The organism is Rathayibacter sp. PhB151, from assembly GCF_004366415.1.
GTDB classification, from domain to species: domain Bacteria; phylum Actinomycetota; class Actinomycetes; order Actinomycetales; family Microbacteriaceae; genus Rathayibacter; species Rathayibacter festucae.
Genome location: NZ_SOEN01000011.1, coordinates 133830 through 150536 on the forward strand (window position 1 = coordinate 133830; position 16707 = coordinate 150536).

Genomic DNA, 16707 nt, shown 5'->3' on the forward strand with positions numbered 1-16707 from the left:
GGCTCCGGGGCAATAAGCTGGTCCAATGCCCCGCGCACGCCGTTCCACCGCTCGTCAGTCGAGCTCGGTGCGCGGCGGCTCGCGCGACCGGCACGGCCGGGGCATCCGCGGCGCCGTGACCGGCCCGCACCTGCCGCCGCTGCAGACCCGCGCCGACTTCTTCGAGACCACCATCGGCTCCGCCTTCGACTATCTGCGCGACGCCTGGCCGGACGAGCTCGCGGGGATCCGGGTGGAGCTCGCCTCCACGCCCGACGTCGATCCGGCCCGGCTCGAGGGCACGGGCATCGCCCGCTGGCGGGTCGACCACGCCGCGCGGCGGATCACGCTGTACCGCGTCCCGATCGAGCGGCTGGCGAAGCTGCACCGCCGTGACGAATGGCACCAGCGGATGATGATCGAGAGCTACGTCTTCCGCGCGGTCGCCGAGCTGCTCGGCCGCGACCCGTGGGACATCTCGCCGGACCGGTTCCGGCACCACTGAGCGTCCGGCCCCACTGAGCCGGGCGGCGCCTCCGGGACGCCGCCGGCCGCTCAGTGCGAGTAGACGGTGACCGGGGAGGACAGCGGTCCGGGCGGCACGATCGCGTAGCCCGCGATGCGCCCCTCGTTCGCGATCGAGACGGACGCCTGCACCGGCTGGTCGCTGGTGACGACCACGGGGTCGACGCCGAGCTCGGCGGACACCGAGGCGAAGGGGCCGATGTCGAGGGTGCGGGTCCCGGTCTCGGACTCGAGCTGCACCGACGCCGAGGAGTCGCTGCCGTTCGCGAGGTGCAGGACGGCTCCGGTCTCGCGGGTGTTGCCGACGCCGAAGGGCACGTCGGTCGCCGTCCCCGACACGAACCAGGCGAAGTCGGTCCCGGCGGTACCGGTCGACGTCGTGCGGCCGGCAACGACGACGGGCTGGTCGGAGGTGAGCGTGACGCGGTAGGAGCCGTCCGCGAGGCCGGAGAGGGGGACCTCGCCGACGCGGCCGGCCGGGACGACGACCTGGGTCGAGGTGCCGGTACCGCTCGGGTCCTCGTTCGCGACCTCGATCGAGACCGTGCTGTCCGCCTCGCCGGGGGCGAGGATCCGCAGGACCGGGGTGCCGTCGCCTCCGGTGCCGTCGTCGCCCGCCGTGTCGGCCGGGGGCGACGCGACGGTGAAGCCGGAGATGACGGCGAGCGTGGACGGCGCGGCCGCGGGGCCGGTCGTCTCGACACCCTGCGGAGTCAGGCCGGAGATGACGCTGCTCTGGATGCTCGCCGCGATCTCGCCGCCGCGCGCGGTCATCCGGACGACCGGCTGGAGCACGTCGGGGGCGAGCCCGGCCAGCGGGAGGGCTCGGACGGTGCCGGCGGGGACGACGATGCCGGTCGCTCCGGTCGCCGGGACGACGCCGTTCTCGCCGTAGAGGGTGAGGTCGACAGTCGCCGCCACCTCGCTGGCGTTCGCGAGGACGAGGGTCGAGGTCCGGCCGACGTCGGTCGATCCGGCGACGAGCCAGCTGTCGGCGGACGGCTCGGCGCAGCCGAGTGCCGAGAGGCCGAACAGCTCCTCCGTCGCGATCGACTGGGTCGTCACGCCGCCGGGAGTCGGATCGGACTCGGCGGGGACGTCGACCCGGGTGATCCCCGTGCCCGGGGAGGCCACGTCGGCCTCCTCGAGCGCCGAGGCGTCGCCCGTCGCGTCCTGCGGCCAGAGCGAGCTGCCCGACTCGCCGAGGGCGCTGAGCTCCTCGGGGTCGCTCGCGTCGATCAGGTCGCCCGCGCAGACGAGCGCTCCGTCGGCCGCCACGGGGGTGACCACGACGCCGTCGGCGGCCCGGCTCGCGAGCGGCCCGGGGAGGATCTGGGGCAGGACGACCGCGGCGCCCGCGAGGGCGAGCCCCGCGACGCCGGCGGCTGTGCGGAGCGCGGTCCTGCGGCGGCGAGCGGCCGAGACGGTCCGGTCGCGCTTCGGAGCGGCTGCGGGGGTGTCCCGGCCGGGCTTCGCGGCGGAGCGATCGGCGCGCCGCTCGGCGCGCGAGGGGCGGGGCGGGGTCGGCGTCATGCGCTTCTCCTGGTCGGCGGGATCAGGCTCGGAGCGGCCGGGCGCGGACGGCTCGGCCGCGGGGCGAGCGGGCACCGCGGGATCGGCCGCGGAGCGACCGGGACCCGCCGGATCGGACTCCGTGGGATCGGGCACATTGGGATCGGGCACGACGGGATCGGGCACGTCGGGATCGGGCACGGAGCGATCGGGCACGTCGGAACCGGGCATGTCGGAACCGGGCACGGAGCGCTCGGGGACGGACGGATCGGGCACGGACGGATCAGGCATCGTCGGTCCCGTCGTCGAACTGGCCGGTCGCCTCGCCCGGCTCGTCGTCGATCCCCGCGACGGCGGCTCCCGAGCGGGACCGCTCGAGCGAGAGGCCGGTGGGGACGGCCAGCAGGAACGCGACCAGGAAGACGATGAGCAGCGCGATCGTGTAGGCCACGCCGAACGGGCCGACGACGCCCTGCGGCGCCGCGTCGATCCGGGTGCCCTCGGTGTCGACGGCGGTCCAGAGCAGGCCGTACTGGGTGTCGCCGACGGCGGAGAACGCGGCGTTCCCGTCCAGCGAGACCGCGGCGCGGGCGCTGACGGCCGAGGCCGCGTCGCCGGCGTCGGCGCCGGCCGGCGGGGCGAGCACGACGAAGCGGACGCCGAGATCCTGCAGCGCCGTTCCGACCTCGTAGCCGGTGCGCGAGACGAGGTTGCCCGCGAGCTCGTCGATCGCGTCGGTCTGCTCGGTGCCGGTGGCGGCGAGGGTCGACTGCTGATCGAGGGTCGCGCCCGCGCCGCGCTCGAGCCGCGCGAGGATCCCGCCGTCCGACTGCGGGACGAGCACGATCGTGCCCACCCGCGGCTCGTTCTGCGCCTCCGCCGCGACGTACGCCGGCAGCGAGCGATCGGAGCCGGCGGTCGTCACGGTCCCGCCGCCCATCGGGAACAGCACCGCCAGCGGAGCGACCGCCACGACCGCGGCGGCCGTGACGACCAGAGCCGGGACGACCCGGTAGGACGGCAGCGCGGCGACCGAGAGCGAGAAGCCGACGACCAGGCCGAGCCAGTACAGGCTGAGGCCCGTGCCGCTCCAGACGGCGACCGCCTCGGACCCGGTGGTCACCACCTGGACGTCCTGCGCGAGCGCGGCGGTCAGCAGACCGGCGGCGGCCACGCCCACGCCGCCGAGGGCGGAGAGGTTGTTCGGCAGCAGCAGCGCCGCGAGCGCCGAGATGATCAGCGGCAGCACGAGCACCGCGGTCGCGAGACCGGCCGCCGACGCGGGGACGCCCAGACCGCCGAGGAGCTCCAGCCAGCCGGTCGTGAAGCCCGAGGGGAAGCCGGCGACGAGCGAGAAGAAGTCGACCCGGCCGGTCGGCAGCGGCACGCCCGGGTCGGCGAGGATCGCGAACCAGTCGCCCCGCTGGGCGTGCGCGACGATGATCGGGAAGAGCAGCGCCAGAGCCGGGATCGGCAGTCCGGCGAAGCGGCCGATCCGGCGACCGGAGGTGGCGAGCACGACGATCCAGATCACCGCGAGCGGGATCGCGAGCACCGGCGCACAGGCGACGACCGCCGCCGCGAGGATCGACGCGGTCGCTGAGGACGACCAGGAGCGGTAGGCGCCGAATCCGGCGAAGAAGAGCCAGGGCAGCAGGACGTGCACCAGGATCGCGGCCGGGCGGCCCTCGGACTGCGCGGCGAAGAAGGCCGGCGCGAGCAGGTAGACGAAAGCGCCGGCGCCGCGGGCGATCGGCCGCGCGGTGAGGCGGGCGATCATCATCCACGCGCCCATCGTCGCGAGCGGCAGAGCCGTGAGGTAGAGGAGGACGATGGAGAAGCTCGGCGCCCAGAACGTGAGCGAGCCGAGCACGGCGAGCACGGCGGCGAACGGGTCCGCCGCGCCGATGAAGCCGGAGCCGAGGTCGCGCCAGCCGTACGCGGCGTTCCGCCACAGCTCGCCGACCGACGGCGAGAGGGTGAGCAGACCGCCGCCGCCCATGGCGGTGGCCGCGAGCAGGCGGGCGTAGACGATCAGCCCGGCGATCGCGGCGACCAGGACGATCCAGACGCCGCCGCCCTGGAAGAAGTGCAGCGGGTGGCGCTCGCGGCTGGCCTGCACCCGGACGGCGTCGTGGCGGACCGAGCGGAGCTGGCGGACCACGTCGAGCGGGATGCGCAACGGCGCGATGGCCTTCCAGCCGACGTTCTTCGACGAGCGGAGCACGCGTCTGGCGTGGAAGACCTTGGTGCCGCCGAACGCGACGACGAAGGCGGCGAGCAGCTCGCCGCCGACGAGGCCGGGCTGCTTGCGCAGGAGCCGGACGGCCGCGCGGCCGACGGCGAGCGGCACGAGCGAGAGCCAGTGCACGACGAGCAGCGCCACCGGGGCGTAGGCGAGGCGGCGGTGCAGCTGCGCGGTGCGGTGCTGGCGGGCGCGCCGCCGCTCCCCGCTGTCGATCCGGCGACCGTCCGGACGCTGCAGTCCGATGCGGGCGGTGGTGACCCGCGCGTCGGGGACGCGGCTGACCCGGTGACCGGCGAGGCGGGTGCGGATCGAGAAGTCGAGGGCGTCGTCGACCACGGGCAGCCCGGGGTCGAAGCCGCCCAGCTCCTCCCAGAGCGCGTGCCGCACGAGCATGCCGCCGGCGGCGACGGCCAGCACGTCGGGCGTCGCGTCGTGCTGGCCCTGGTCGAGCTCGTCCTCGACGAGGTGGACGGTGGTGCCGTAGTTGGTGATCGACTCGCCGTAGCTGCGGATGTAGCCGGAGCGGGTCCAGTCCATGACCTTCGGCCCGGCGACCGCGACGGAGGGCGCGACCTCGACCGCGCCGAGGAGCGCGGCGAGCGCACCCGGCTCAGGGGCGGAGTCGGCGGCGAGCAGCCACAGCCACTCGTCCTCCCCCGTCGGCGCCTGCATGACGCGCACCGCGCGGGCGACGGCCTGGCCGAACGGGAGGTTCTCGGCGACCTGGACGAACTGCGTCGGACCCCAGCCGGAGAGGAGCTCCCCGGTCGCGTCCTTCGAGCCGCCGTCGACGAACACGGTCGCATCGGGCTGTCGGGTCTGGGCCCGCAGAGCCGCGAGGGTGCGTTCCAGGTAGGCCGCGCCGTTGTGGGCGACCAGGACGGCGGTTACTCGGGGATACATCGCGGACCACCCTAAGCGATGGGCGCGCGGCGCCCCGCGGCGGCTCGCCGCCCCCGGTGAGCGGCGGTCGTCACGCCCGACGGCGCAGCTTGCGGCGCTCGCGCTCGGAGAGGCCACCCCAGATGCCGAAGCGCTCGTCGTTCTCGAGCGCGTACTCGAGGCACTGCGCCCGGACCTCGCACGAGGTGCAGATCTTCTTCGCGTCGCGCGTGGATCCGCCCTTCTCGGGGAAGAACGCCTCCGGATCGGTCTGCGCGCAGAGCGAGTCGACCTGCCAGGAGAGGGCGCCGCCGGGCGCCTCGCTGCCCGAGTCGATGCCCTGGCGGACGCCGGGGACACCGAGGCGGACGGGATCGACGAACCAGTCCTCGGGGACGGCGCTCATGCCGGAGGCCCGGTCGCTGCCGGGGCCTGCGTCGTCTCCGAAGCCTCTGTCGCTTCCGAAGCCTCCGTCGCTGCCAGAGACGCTGTCGGGAATCGCCATACCGTCTCCTACCCCGCCCGCGAACATGATCGGCGACCGGCTCCTCCCGGAGGGTGGGCCGCCTCAGTAATTACACCGGTGTCATTCGCTGAGGTCAAGTCGCGGACCATAAACCCTCAACCCGCCGTGGAGGGTTCACGACACACCGGCGTGTCGCGACCGTGTCGAAGCTCCCGGCCGGCGTCAGGACCCCGCGGCGCTCCGGGCGCGCCAGGCGCTCTCCACCATCTCGGCGACGGTGTGGCGCATCTCCCAGCCGAGGTCGCGGGCCGCGGTCTCGCCCGAGGCGACGATGCGGGGCGGGTCTCCCGGGCGGCGCGGCGCGACCTCCGGGGTGAAGGCGATGCCGGTGCTGTCGGCGATCGCGGTCATGATCTCGCCGACCGAGGCGCCGGTTCCGCTGCCGAGGTTGTAGACGGGCTCGATCGGCTCGCCGGCGGCCAGGCGCCGGGCCGCCGCGACGTGCGCGAGCGCGAGATCGGCGACGTGGATGTAGTCGCGGACGCAGGTGCCGTCCGGAGTGGGGTAGTCGTCGCCGTTGATGCGCGGCGTCCGTCCGGCCAGCAGCGCCTCGAACACCAGCGGGAACAGGTTGTGCGGGCTGGTGTCGTAGACGTCCGGGTAGCCGGAGCCGACGACGTTGAAGTAGCGGAGCGACGCGTGGCGCACCCCGTGCGCGCGGCCGGCATCGGCGAGCAGCCACTCGCCGATCAGCTTCGACTCGCCGTAGGGCGACTCGGGGCTCTTCGGGGTGCTCTCGGTGACGAGCTCGACGTCGACCGCGCCGTACACCGCGGCGCTGGAGGAGAAGACGATCGAGCGGACGCCGGCGCGCTCCATCGCGGCGAGCACGCGCATCGTGCCGGTGACGTTCTGCTCGTAGGTGTGCAGCGGGCGCTGCACCGAGACTCCCGCGTACTTGAAGCCGGCGACGTGGACGACGCCCTCGATGTCGTGCTGCGCGAAGACCTCGTCCAGCAGCGCCTCGTCGAGGATCGAGCCGCGGTGGAACGGCACGCCCTCGGGGACGAAGCCCTCGTGCCCGGACGACAGATCGTCGAGGACGACGGGGTCGATGCCCTGCTCGGCGAACGCGCGCACGACGTGCGCTCCGATGTACCCGGCTCCCCCGGTGACCAGCCATGCCATGTGGATCCTCCTCGATGACGGGCGCCGCGCGCGCACCGACGCAACCCTAGCGGCGGGGCGGCGCGGGCCAGGTGGCGGGATCTCGTGGTGTCGCGATATCCTGCCGTCGTGCTCCGCTCCGTCGCCGTCCTCGCCCTGCCCGGGGTCGCCCCGTTCGAGTTCGGCGTGGTCTGCGAGGTGTTCGGGATCGACCGGCGCGACCACGGCGGGCCGGTGTTCGACTTCCGGATCGCGACCGCGGATCCGGGGCCGGTGCGCACCTCGCTCGGCTTCGAGCTGATGATCGCCGACGGCCTCGAGGCGGCCGAGGACGCCGACCTGATCGCGGTGCCGGCGCACCCGATCGGCCCCGCCGACGAGCGCGTGCTAGCCCTGCTGCGCCGCGCCCACGAGCGCGGGGCGTGGATCGTGAGCGTCTGCAGCGGCGCCTTCGTGCTGGCCGAGGCGGGACTGCTCGACGGGCGACGGGCGACGACGCACTGGATGCACGCCGACGAGCTCGCCCGGCGCCACCCGGCGGTCGAGGTCGACCCGGACGTCCTGTTCGTGCAGGAGGGCCGGATCGTCACGGGCGCCGGGACCGCGGCCGGGATCGACGCGTGCCTGCACATCGTCCGCGAGGAGCTCGGCGCCGCGGCCGCGAACGTCGTCGCGCGCCGCATGGTGGTGCCGCCGCAGCGCCACGGCGGCCAGGCGCAGTTCATCCCGACGCCGATCCCGGAGGCGCGCGCGGACTCGCTCGCCGACGTCACCGAGTGGATGCTGCGCCACCTCGACGAGGAGCTCAGCGTCGACGACCTCGCCCGTCGAGCGCTGATGTCGCCGCGCACCTTCGCCCGCCGCTTCCGCGCCGACCTGGGCACCACGCCGCTGGCCTGGCTGAACCGCCAGCGGCTCCTCCGCGCCCAGCAGCTGCTGGAGGAGTCCGACCTCACCCTCGAGGCGATCGCCGCCCGCGTCGGCTTCGGCACCGCCGCCGTCCTCCGCCACCACTTCGCCCGCGTGCTGCAGACGACGCCCGCCGCCTACCGCCGCACCTTCGCGACGGCGGCCGCGGCCGCCTCCTGACCGGCGCCGGGACCCACCGACCCGGTGACGGTGGGTCTCGATACGCGCTGCGCGCTACTCGACCAGCATGGTGCGCGCTGCGCGCTGCTCGATCGGCATGGTGCGCCCGGCGGCATGCTCGACCAGCATGGTGCGCCCTGCGGGCTGCTCGACCAGCATGGTGCGCCCTGCGGGCTGCTCGACCAGCATGGGTGGGGCGGCCGTCCATGCTGATCGAGTAGCCCGCGCAGCGGGCGTATCGAGATCCACCACCGCAAGCACGGTGGGCCGAAGAGCCGCCCGTCAGACCGTGGCGACGAAGAGGGTGCCGCGGCCGGTGACCGAGAGGGCGCGCTCCGACGGCGTGACGTAGACGCTGCCGCCGCGCTCGACCTCGACCGAGCCCTCGGCGCCGTGGACGGTGAAGGACCCGGCGGTGGCGATCGCGATGGCCGGTCCGTCGAGCTCGACGCGCACCGGCTCGTCCGAGGCCGGCTCGACGACGGCGAGCAGGAAGTCCGGCACGTCCGGCCGGTAGACGCGCAGCCCGGGCGCCGGCTCCTCGGCCGGCAGGTACGGCACCGGCAGCGGCGAGAACTCGAGAACGCTGACCAGCTCGGGCACGTCGATGTGCTTGGGCGTGAGCCCGCCGCGCAGGACGTTGTCGGAGGCGGCCATCAGCTCGACCCCCGTGCCCGCGAGGTAGGCGTGGATGTTGCCGGCGGGCAGGTAGAGCACCTCGCCGCGGGCGAGCCGCACGCGGTTGAGCAGCAGCGAGAGCACGACGCCCGGGTCGCCCGGGTAGGCCTCGGCGAGCGAGAGCACCGTCGCCGTCTCGAGGCGGTCGTCGCCCTCCGACGCTCCCACCACGGCGGCGATCAGGGCCGCGACCTCCGCGCGGTCGCCGTCGGCGAGCAGCCAGGAGACGGCGCGCCGCAGGACGACCGACGGCTCGCCGTCGAGCTCGCCGGCGAAACGCGTGATCGCCGCCGCCCCCTCCCCCGCGGCACGGCCGGCCAGCTCCGCGAGCAGCGCCCGGGTGCCGTCGAGCTCGCGGAACCCGCAGAGCGCGTCGAAGCTCTCGGTGAGCGCGTAGATCAGCTCGGGCTTGTGGAACGGGTCCTTGTAGTTGCGCTCGGCCGCGTCGCGCGGGACGCCGGCCTCGTCCTCCTCGACGAACCGGCGCTGCGCCGTCTCCGACGACGGGTGCGCCTGGAGCGAGAGCGGTGCGCCCGCCGCGAGGATCTTGAGCAGGAACGGCAGCCGCGGTGCGCCGGACACGGGGTCGACCGAGCCGGCGACTCCGGCGAGCGCCGTCTCCGGCTCGCGGGCGATCCACTCGGCGAGGGTCGACGCGCCGACGGAGGCGGGGTCGAGGATGCGGGCCGGCGAGCCCGGGTGCGCGCCGAGCCAGAGCTCCGCCTCGGGTCGGCCGGACGGCGCGGTGCCGAGGGCGTCCGAGATGCCGGTGAGCGAGCCCCAGGCGTAGTCGCGGGGGGTGTTGCCGATCGGGATGAACACGGCGGAGGCCTTCCGTTCCGGGGCGGGCTGCGAGGCGGGATGCGGGGCTGCGCCGTCCGGACCCTGCCGGGGCGGCCCGGGCCCGACGCTAGCAGGATCTACAAGAGCGGCCCCGGAGGACCGGCCGCCGCTTGGCGCCGATCGCCAGCGTCCGCGCCGGCCGTCCGCCCCCTTCGTACGCTGGGAGGAGCCGCACCGCCGCCGCTCCTGCGGGCCGAGTCGCTGCGCGCCCGAGCGATGGAGCGATGAACCATGGACAGCACGACCTTCGAACTGCTCACCGCCGACTTCTACGGCTTCGAGTCGCGGCTCACCCCCGCCGAGAAGGAGCTCCTCGTGGGCGTCCGCGCGTTCCTCGAGGAGCAGGTCCGCCCGATCGCCGACGAGTACTGGGAGCGCGCCGAGTTCCCGCGCCAGCTCATCCCCGGGATCCACGCCACCGGCGTGATCGGCCTCTCCTGGCCCGAGACGCGGACGATCGAGAACTCGTCGGTGTTCCGCGGCTGGGTCGCCCTCGAGTTCGGCCGGGTCGACGCGAGCATCGCCACCTACGTCGGCGTGCAGAACGGCCTGGTGATGGGGACCGTCGGCGTCGCCGGCTCCGAGGAGCAGCGGGCCGAGTGGCTGCCGAAGCTCGCCTCGGGCGAGGTGATCGGCGCCTTCGGCCTCACCGAGCCGCACTCCGGCTCCGACTCCGCGCAGGGCCTGCGCACCACCGCCCGCCGCGAGGGCGACACCTGGATCCTCGACGGCGAGAAGCGCTGGATCGGGAACGCGACCTTCAGCGACGTCACCGTGATCTGGGCGAAGGACGTCGCCGACGGCCAGGTGAAGGGGTTCCTCGTCCCGACGAGCACCCCGGGCTACCGCGCCACGGCCATCGCCCGCAAGCAGAGCCTGCGCACCGTGCAGAACGCCGACATCGTGCTCGAGGGCGTCCGCGTGCCGGAGTCGCTGCGCCTGCAGGGCGCGAACTCGTTCCGCGACACGGCGAAGGTCCTCCGCCTGACCCGCGCCGAGGTCGCCTGGCAGGCGATCGGCGTCGCGATCGGCGCCTACGACGCCGCCCTGCGCTACGCCCGCGAGCGCGTCCAGTTCGGCAAGCCGCTGGTCGGGCACCAGCTGGTGCAGGACCTGCTGGTGAAGAGCATCGGCAACATCACCGCGAGCATCGCCCTGGCCACCCGGGTCTCCGAGATGCTCGACGCGGGCGAGCAGCGCGACGAGCACTCCGCGCTCGCGAAGGCGTACACGACGGCGCGGATGCGCGAGACGGTCGCCTGGTGCCGCGAGGTGATGGGCGGCAACGGCATCGTCCTCGACTACGGCGTCGCCCGGTTCTTCGCCGACGCGGAGGCCCTGTACTCCTACGAGGGCACCCGGGAGATGAACACCCTGATCGTCGGACGCGCGATCACGGGCAGCGCGGCGTTCGTCTGAAGCGCAGCCCGCCCGCTCGCCGGCCGCCCGCTCCCTAGACTGTTCGCCATGATCCGACGCGCCGCGCCCGCCGCTCCCCGAGCGCTCGCGGTGGCCGTGCTCACGGTGATGCTGGGCGGCCAGGCGCTGCGGAACCTCGCGGGCTGGTGGGGCTGGGGCGTCGTCGTCGCGGCGCTGCTGGTCGGCGTCGTCGTGCTGCTGGTCCGGGTGCGGCCACGGCTGCGCTGGAGCCGGACGCCCAAGGCGCTCGTCGCCTTCCTCGCCCTCGCCGTGCTCTCGCTGCTCTGGTCCGCGTACCCCGGGGCGAGCGCGATCGGCGTCGTCGCGCAGCTCGCCACCTCGCTCGGCGCAGTCGCCCTCGCCCTGACGCTCAGCACGGCGCAGTTCGTCACCGCCCTCGGCCGCGCGCTGCGGATCACCGTCGGCGGCTCGCTCCTGTTCGAGCTCGTCGTGGCGGTCGTCGTCCGCGCGCCCGTGCTGCCGTTCGTCATCGACCTCCCCGCCGGCCGCATCCCGGACGCCTTCTACTGGTCGCAGGCCGCCCTGTTCACCGGCGAGCCGATCCAGGGCCTCGTCGGCAACCGCAACCTGCTCGGCTTCCTCGCGCTGCTCGGCCTGATCGTCGTGCTGATCGAGCTGGCCGCGCGCAGCCTCCGTCCCCGCTGGGGCGTCGTCTGGATCGTCCTGTTCGCCGCGACGCTCCTGCTCACCCGCTCCGCCACCGTGCTGCTCTGCGTCGTCGCCGTCGCGGCGGCCGCGGGCTTCGCGCTCTGGGCGCGGCGCCGCGGCGAGTCGGAGCGGCGGCCCGTCTACGTCACGGCCGCGGCGACCGCCGTCGTGCTCGCGGGCTGCGCGATCGCCGGCTGGGGCGCCCTGCTCGGCCTGCTCGGCAAGAGCGAGGACGCGACCGGCCGGCTCGACATCTGGCGCTCGGTCTGGGCGCTCGCCGCCGAGCGGCCCGTCCTCGGCTGGGGCTGGGTCAGCTACTGGGCGCCCTGGGCCGCCCCGTTCGACACCCTCGCCGAGCGCAAGGGCGTCCTCTACCTGCAGGCGCACGACACCTGGCTCGACGTCTGGTTCCAGCTCGGCCTAGTCGGGCTCGTGCTCTTCACCGCCCTCGTCGTCTCCACCCTCTGGCGCGCCTGGTTCCGCGCCGTCGACCGGCCGCGCCGCAGCGCGACGACGGCGCTGCCCTACTCTGCCGTGTCGCTCGCGCCGCTGCTGCTGCTCGCCGCCCTCCTCGCGCAGGCGCTGTTCGAGAGCCGGCTCCTGATCGAGAGCGGCTGGCTCCTGCTGGCCGCCCTGGCGGTCCTGACCAAGCAGCCCGCGAACGAGGAGGAGGACGCGCTCACCGCCGAGCCGATCCCCCTCGCCGGCCAGCGCGCCGTCCGATGAGGGGCGGACGGCCGTCGGCGCTGCCGGCCGCCCTCGCGGACGCCCTGGCGTCCCCGCAGTTCGCGGCGGCCCTCGCGCAGACCTCCCTCGTCGTCGTGCTCTGCGCGCCGGCCGTGCGCGGGATGATCGGCTGGCCCGGCTACATCGCGGCGATCGCGACGCTCACCGCCCTCGCGGCCGTCATGCTCGTGCTGCGGCGCGAGCTGCTCGACTGGGAGGGGCTGCTGCCGACCAGCATCCTGGTCTTCCTCGGCTGGATCGCCCTCAGCACGCTGTGGAGCGGCTACCAGTGGGCCACCGCCTCGAGCGTTCTCTACCAGCTCGCCCTCGCCTTCCTCGCGATCGCGATCGGCCTCACCCGCGACATCATCCAGGTGATCCGCGCGGTCGGCGACGTGATGCGGTTCGTGCTGATCGGCTCGCTGGCCGTCGAGGTGCTCTCCGGCGCCCTGATCGACCGGCCGCTGCACTTCCTCGGCGTCGAGGGCCTCCTGGCCGCCGGCGGCCCGATCCAGGGGCTGGTCGGCACCCGCAACCAGCTCGGGCTGGTCTGCCTGCTGGCGGTCGTCACCTTCTCGGTCGAGCTGATGACCCGGTCCGTGGCGCGCGGCCCGGCCCTCGCCTCCCTCGCTCTCGCCGCGGTCACCCTGGTGCTCACCCGCTCGGCGGTCAGCGCCGGAGTGCTCGTCGTGGCGGCGGTCGTCGCGCTGATCCTGCGCTGGGTGCGCCGCGCCACCGGCGAGCAGCGCCGACGACGGCAGTACACGACGCTCGCGGTGCTCGTGGCGTCCGCGCTCACCGCCGGGCTCTTCCGCTTCCGGATCGTCGACCTGCTCAACGCGGGCAGCGAGTTCGAGTTCCGGGTCACGCTCTGGCAGCAGGTCTGGCGCTTCACCGACCTGGCGCCGATCATCGGCTGGGGCTGGGTGGGCTACTGGCGCACCGACCTGTACCCGTTCAACGCGATCGACTTCCTCTCCGGGCGGCCGCACTCCTCCAGCCTGAACGCGGTGTTCGACCTGGCGCTGCAGGTGGGCGTCGTCGGGGTCGCGCTCTTCCTCGTGCTGGTCGGCCTCGCGCTCTGGCGCTCGTGGATCATCGCCTCCGAGCGCAAGGCGGTCGTGCACGTCTGGCCGGTGCTGGTGCTCAGCGTCCTCGTCGTCACCTCGCTCGCGGAGAGCTCGCTCCTCGTCGACGCCGGCTGGCTGCTGCTGGTGATCTGCGCGATGCGCGCCGCGCAGGGGCTCAGCTGGCGGCGGCTCCTGCACCCCGGCGACCGGCCCGGCGGGCTGCCGCGACAGCCCATAGCACCGCCAGGTGCTCCTCCCGGCAGCGCTCCCAGCTGAACCGGGCCGCGCGCTCGACGCCCTTCGCGCCGAGCTCGGCGGAGCGCTCGATCGCCTCGAGGATCCCGTCCGCGATCGAGCGCGGCTCGAGCGGATCGACGAGTACCGCGGCGTCGCCGCAGATCTCGGGCAGCGAGCCGGAGTCGGCGGCCGCGACCGGGCAGCCGGAGGCCATCGCCTCGATCGGCGGGAAGCCGAAGCCCTCGTAGAGGCTCGGGAAGGCGAGGACGGCGGCGCGCCGGTAGAGCTCCGCCAGCTCCTCGGTGCCCACGTGCCCGCGCCACTCGACGAAATCGGGCAGCGGGCCGAGCTTCTCCAGGTCGCCGCCGGTCAGGACGAGCCGCAGATCGTGGCCCTCGGCGCGGAGCAGGCGCATCGCCTCGAACAGCCGCGCGTGGTTCTTGTGCGGCCAGGCGCGCGCCGGGTAGAAGACGAAGTCCTCGCGTGCGCCCAGGTGCGGGCGGAAGCGCTCGGTGTCCACCCCGAGGTGGGAGACGTGGATCCGCTCCTCCGGGATGCCGAGCAGCTCGACGATCCGCCCCTTGGTGAACGCGCTGATGGTGATGATCGCGTCGGCTCGGCGCGCGGTGGCCTCGTAGGCGATCCGCCGGAAGACGCGCTCGACGCGCGGGAAGAGCTGCGGGAGGTCCCGGTGCTGGAGGTCGAAGAGCATCTGCACGTGCCCCTGCCGCCGCGACGGCCAGGGCAGCGGGACGGTGAAGGGGAAGTAGAGGATCTCGTCCGGCCCGAGCAGGCGCCGGAGCCGGACGGTGCGCAGCAGCGCCTGCAGCATGCCCGTCGCTCGGCGCCGGTGGCCGGCCCCGCTGACGACGCCCTCGGCGACGATCTCGGGCACGCCCTCGCTGAAGCCGCGGGCGTTCTCGGGGACGAGCGCCTGCACGCGCAGCCCCTCCTCTCCCGGCCGCGTCACGAGGAGGCGGGTGAGCGCGCGAGCGTAGGTCTCGCCGCCGCCCATCCCGCCCGGGTCGACGGTGAGCACGGCGAGCGTGACGGGGAGGCGTTCCGGCATGGCGTCCGATCGGATCGAGGCTCCCTCGTGGTGAGGGCCGGGTCAGACTACCCGCGCCCGCCCTCGGCGCCGCGGAGCGCCCCCCGGCGGGTGCTCCGCGGCGCGGCGGAGGCCGGTGGGTAGTATGTAGCCCGCTGTCACCGACCCCGACGAAACGGACCACCACGTGCCCCGCGCTTTGATCACCGGAATCACCGGCCAGGACGGCCTCTACCTCGCCGAGCTGCTGCTCGAGAAGGGCTACGAGGTCTTCGGGCTCGTCCGAGGGCAGAACAACCCCAAGTACGAGCTCGTCCGCCGCACCGTCCCTGAGGTGACGCTGCTCACCGGTGACCTCACCGACGTGTCGAGCCTCGTGCGCGTGCTCGCCGCCTCGCAGCCCGACGAGGTCTACAACCTCGGCGCGATCTCGTTCGTCGCCTACTCGTGGGAGAACGCGTCGCTCACGACCGACGTGACCGGCAAGGGCGTGCTCAACATCCTCGAGGCCGTTCGCCTCTACGCCGGCGACGACATGTCGCGCGTGAAGTTCTACCAGGCGTCCTCGTCCGAGATGTTCGGCAAGGTCCAGCAGGTCCCCCAGAGCGAGGAGACCCTCCTCTGGCCGCGCTCGCCCTACGGCGTCGCCAAGGTCTTCGGTCACTACATGACCATCAACTACCGCGAGTCCTACGGCATGCACGCCTCGTCGGGCATCCTCTTCAACCACGAGTCGCCCCGCCGCGGCCCGGAGTTCGTCACCCGCAAGATCAGCCTCGCGGTAGCCCGCATCAAGCTCGGCCTCCAGGAGACGCTGGAGCTCGGCAACCTCGACGCCAAGCGCGACTGGGGCTTCGCCGGCGACTACGTCGACGCGATGTGGCGGATGCTGCAGCAGCCCGAGGGCGACGACTACGTGGTCGCCACCGGCGAGACCCACGAGATCCGCGAGTACCTCGACATCGCCTTCAACCACGTCGGCATCGAGGACTGGACCCCTTACGTCACGCAGAACCCCGCGTTCATGCGCCCGGCCGAGGTCGACCTGCTCATCGGCGACCCGGCGAAGGCGCGCGACGTGCTCGACTGGCAGCCGAAGGTCTCCTTCCCCGAGCTGGTCTCGATGATGGTCGAGAACGACCTCGCCGAGCAGTCCGCGCTGATCAAGTAGCCGCCGTGCCCGCAGCGTTCGTCACCGGGGCGAGCGGACAGGACGGGGGCTACCTCGTCGAGCGTCTGCTCGCCGACGGCTGGGAGGTCTCCGCGCTCGTGCGCGACGAGGACGCTTCCCTGCCCGCGTCCGTCCGCCCCTTCCAGGGCGACCTCCGCGACGCCGCGGGCCTCGGCCGCGTGATCGCCGAGGCGCGGCCCGACACGGTCTTCCACCTCGCCGGGATCTCCTCGGTGGCGCAGTCCTGGCAGGAGCCGGTGCTGACCGCCGAGGTCACCGGCACCGCGGTCGCCGCCCTGCTCGAGGCGTCGCTGGCCCTGCAGGACTCCGCGGGCCGCGAGGTCCGCTTCGTGCAGGCCTCCTCCTCGGAGATCTTCGGCGCCGCCACGGAGAACCCGCAGACGGAGTCGACGCCGATCCGCCCCGTGTCGCCGTACGGCGCCGCGAAGGCGTTCGCGCACCTCCTCGTCGGCGTCTACCGCGGTCGCGGCCTGCACGCGTCCTCCGCGATCCTCTACAACCACGAGTCGCCGCGCCGCCCCGAGAGCTTCGTGACCCGGAAGATCACGGCCGGCGTCGCCGCGATCGCCGCCGGGACCGCGACCGAGCTCTCGCTCGGCAACCTCGACGCCCGCCGCGACTGGGGCTGGGCGCCCGACTACGTCGACGCGCTCGTCCGCGCCTCGCGCGCCGAGGCGGCCGGCGACTACGTCGTCGCGACCGGCGTCGCGCACTCCGTCCGCGAGTTCGTCGGCGCCGCCTTCGCGGCCGCCGGCATCGACGAGTGGGAGGACCGGATCCGGATCGACCCGCGCTTCGCCCGCCCCGTCGACGCCCCGGAGATGCGCGGCGACGCGTCGAAGGCCCGGGCGGAACTCGGCTGGGCGCCGACGGTCGCCTTCGAGGAGATCGTCGCCCGCATGGTCGAGAACGACCTCGAGCTGGCCCGGGCCGCGAACTGAACCGCGGCCCGGCCCC

The 16707-nt window shown here is 74.1% G+C and carries 14 protein-coding genes; 7 read left to right on the forward strand and 7 right to left on the reverse strand.

Annotation, left to right across the window (positions count from 1 at the left end; all coding sequences use genetic code 11):
* Positions 1-25 precede the first annotated feature (25 nt).
* A complete protein-coding gene (locus tag EDF35_RS18750; RefSeq protein WP_123734335.1) occupies positions 26-484 on the forward strand; it encodes a metallopeptidase family protein in 459 nt (152 codons plus the stop codon).
* 50 nt (positions 485-534) lie between these two features.
* On the opposite strand, the gene EDF35_RS18755 is transcribed toward EDF35_RS18750, so the two are convergent.
* The 4 genes from EDF35_RS18755 to galE form a co-directional block, all read right to left on the reverse strand.
* On the reverse strand, positions 535-2037 hold the full coding sequence (locus EDF35_RS18755; RefSeq protein ID WP_133963416.1) for a DUF5719 family protein: 1503 nt from the start codon (positions 2035-2037) through the stop codon (positions 535-537).
* Positions 2038-2299: 262 nt separating this feature from the next.
* Positions 2300-5167, reverse strand: coding sequence for a glycosyltransferase family 2 protein (locus tag EDF35_RS18760; RefSeq protein WP_133963417.1), 2868 nt, complete (start codon positions 5165-5167; stop codon positions 2300-2302).
* 70 nt (positions 5168-5237) lie between these two features.
* Positions 5238-5552, reverse strand: coding sequence for a WhiB family transcriptional regulator (locus EDF35_RS18765; RefSeq protein WP_123444423.1), 315 nt, complete (start codon positions 5550-5552; stop codon positions 5238-5240).
* 282 nt (positions 5553-5834) lie between these two features.
* Positions 5835-6800, reverse strand: coding sequence for a UDP-glucose 4-epimerase GalE (gene galE / locus EDF35_RS18770; RefSeq protein ID WP_123444382.1), 966 nt, complete (start codon positions 6798-6800; stop codon positions 5835-5837).
* Between the two features lie 108 nt (positions 6801-6908).
* Here galE and EDF35_RS18775 point away from each other — a divergent pair, with 108 nt between their 5' ends.
* A complete protein-coding gene (locus EDF35_RS18775; protein ID WP_133963418.1) occupies positions 6909-7868 on the forward strand; it encodes a helix-turn-helix domain-containing protein in 960 nt (319 codons plus the stop codon).
* 54 nt (positions 7869-7922) lie between these two features.
* On the opposite strand, the gene EDF35_RS21455 is transcribed toward EDF35_RS18775, so the two are convergent.
* Positions 7923-8057, reverse strand: coding sequence for a hypothetical protein (locus tag EDF35_RS21455; protein ID WP_279587534.1), 135 nt, complete (start codon positions 8055-8057; stop codon positions 7923-7925).
* A gap of 93 nt (positions 8058-8150) precedes the next feature.
* Positions 8151-9368, reverse strand: coding sequence for a mannose-6-phosphate isomerase, class I (gene manA, locus EDF35_RS18780; RefSeq protein ID WP_133963419.1), 1218 nt, complete (start codon positions 9366-9368; stop codon positions 8151-8153).
* A 252-nt stretch (positions 9369-9620) separates the two neighbouring features.
* Between manA and EDF35_RS18785 the strand changes: the two genes are divergently transcribed.
* The 3 genes from EDF35_RS18785 to EDF35_RS18795 are packed head-to-tail and all read left to right on the forward strand — an operon-like array spanning position 9621 to position 13549.
* Positions 9621-10808 (forward strand): acyl-CoA dehydrogenase family protein, encoded by a 1188-nt coding sequence (locus EDF35_RS18785; protein WP_127886096.1) that lies wholly within the window; start codon positions 9621-9623, stop codon positions 10806-10808.
* A 48-nt stretch (positions 10809-10856) separates the two neighbouring features.
* A complete protein-coding gene (locus tag EDF35_RS18790; protein ID WP_133963420.1) occupies positions 10857-12203 on the forward strand; it encodes an O-antigen ligase family protein in 1347 nt (448 codons plus the stop codon).
* The gene (locus EDF35_RS18795; protein WP_123702641.1) at positions 12200-13549 is read left to right on the forward strand and encodes an O-antigen ligase family protein; all 1350 of its coding nucleotides are present in this window, start codon (positions 12200-12202) and stop codon (positions 13547-13549) included. Before EDF35_RS18790 ends, EDF35_RS18795 begins: the two co-directional genes overlap by 4 nt.
* On the opposite strand, the gene EDF35_RS18800 is transcribed toward EDF35_RS18795, so the two are convergent.
* Positions 13449-14579 (reverse strand): glycosyltransferase family 1 protein, encoded by a 1131-nt coding sequence (locus EDF35_RS18800; RefSeq protein WP_123444376.1) that lies wholly within the window; start codon positions 14577-14579, stop codon positions 13449-13451. The genes EDF35_RS18795 and EDF35_RS18800 overlap by 101 nt on opposite strands.
* Positions 14580-14745: 166 nt before the next feature.
* Between EDF35_RS18800 and EDF35_RS18805 the strand changes: the two genes are divergently transcribed.
* Together EDF35_RS18805 and EDF35_RS18810 are read left to right on the forward strand one after the other, a co-directional pair.
* On the forward strand, positions 14746-15729 hold the full coding sequence (locus EDF35_RS18805; protein WP_123444375.1) for a GDP-mannose 4,6-dehydratase: 984 nt from the start codon (positions 14746-14748) through the stop codon (positions 15727-15729).
* Positions 15730-15734: 5 nt separating this feature from the next.
* Positions 15735-16691: a GDP-mannose 4,6-dehydratase gene (locus tag EDF35_RS18810; RefSeq protein WP_133963421.1), complete on the forward strand. Its 957-nt coding sequence runs from the start codon at positions 15735-15737 to the stop codon at positions 16689-16691.
* Positions 16692-16707: the final 16 nt, after the last annotated feature.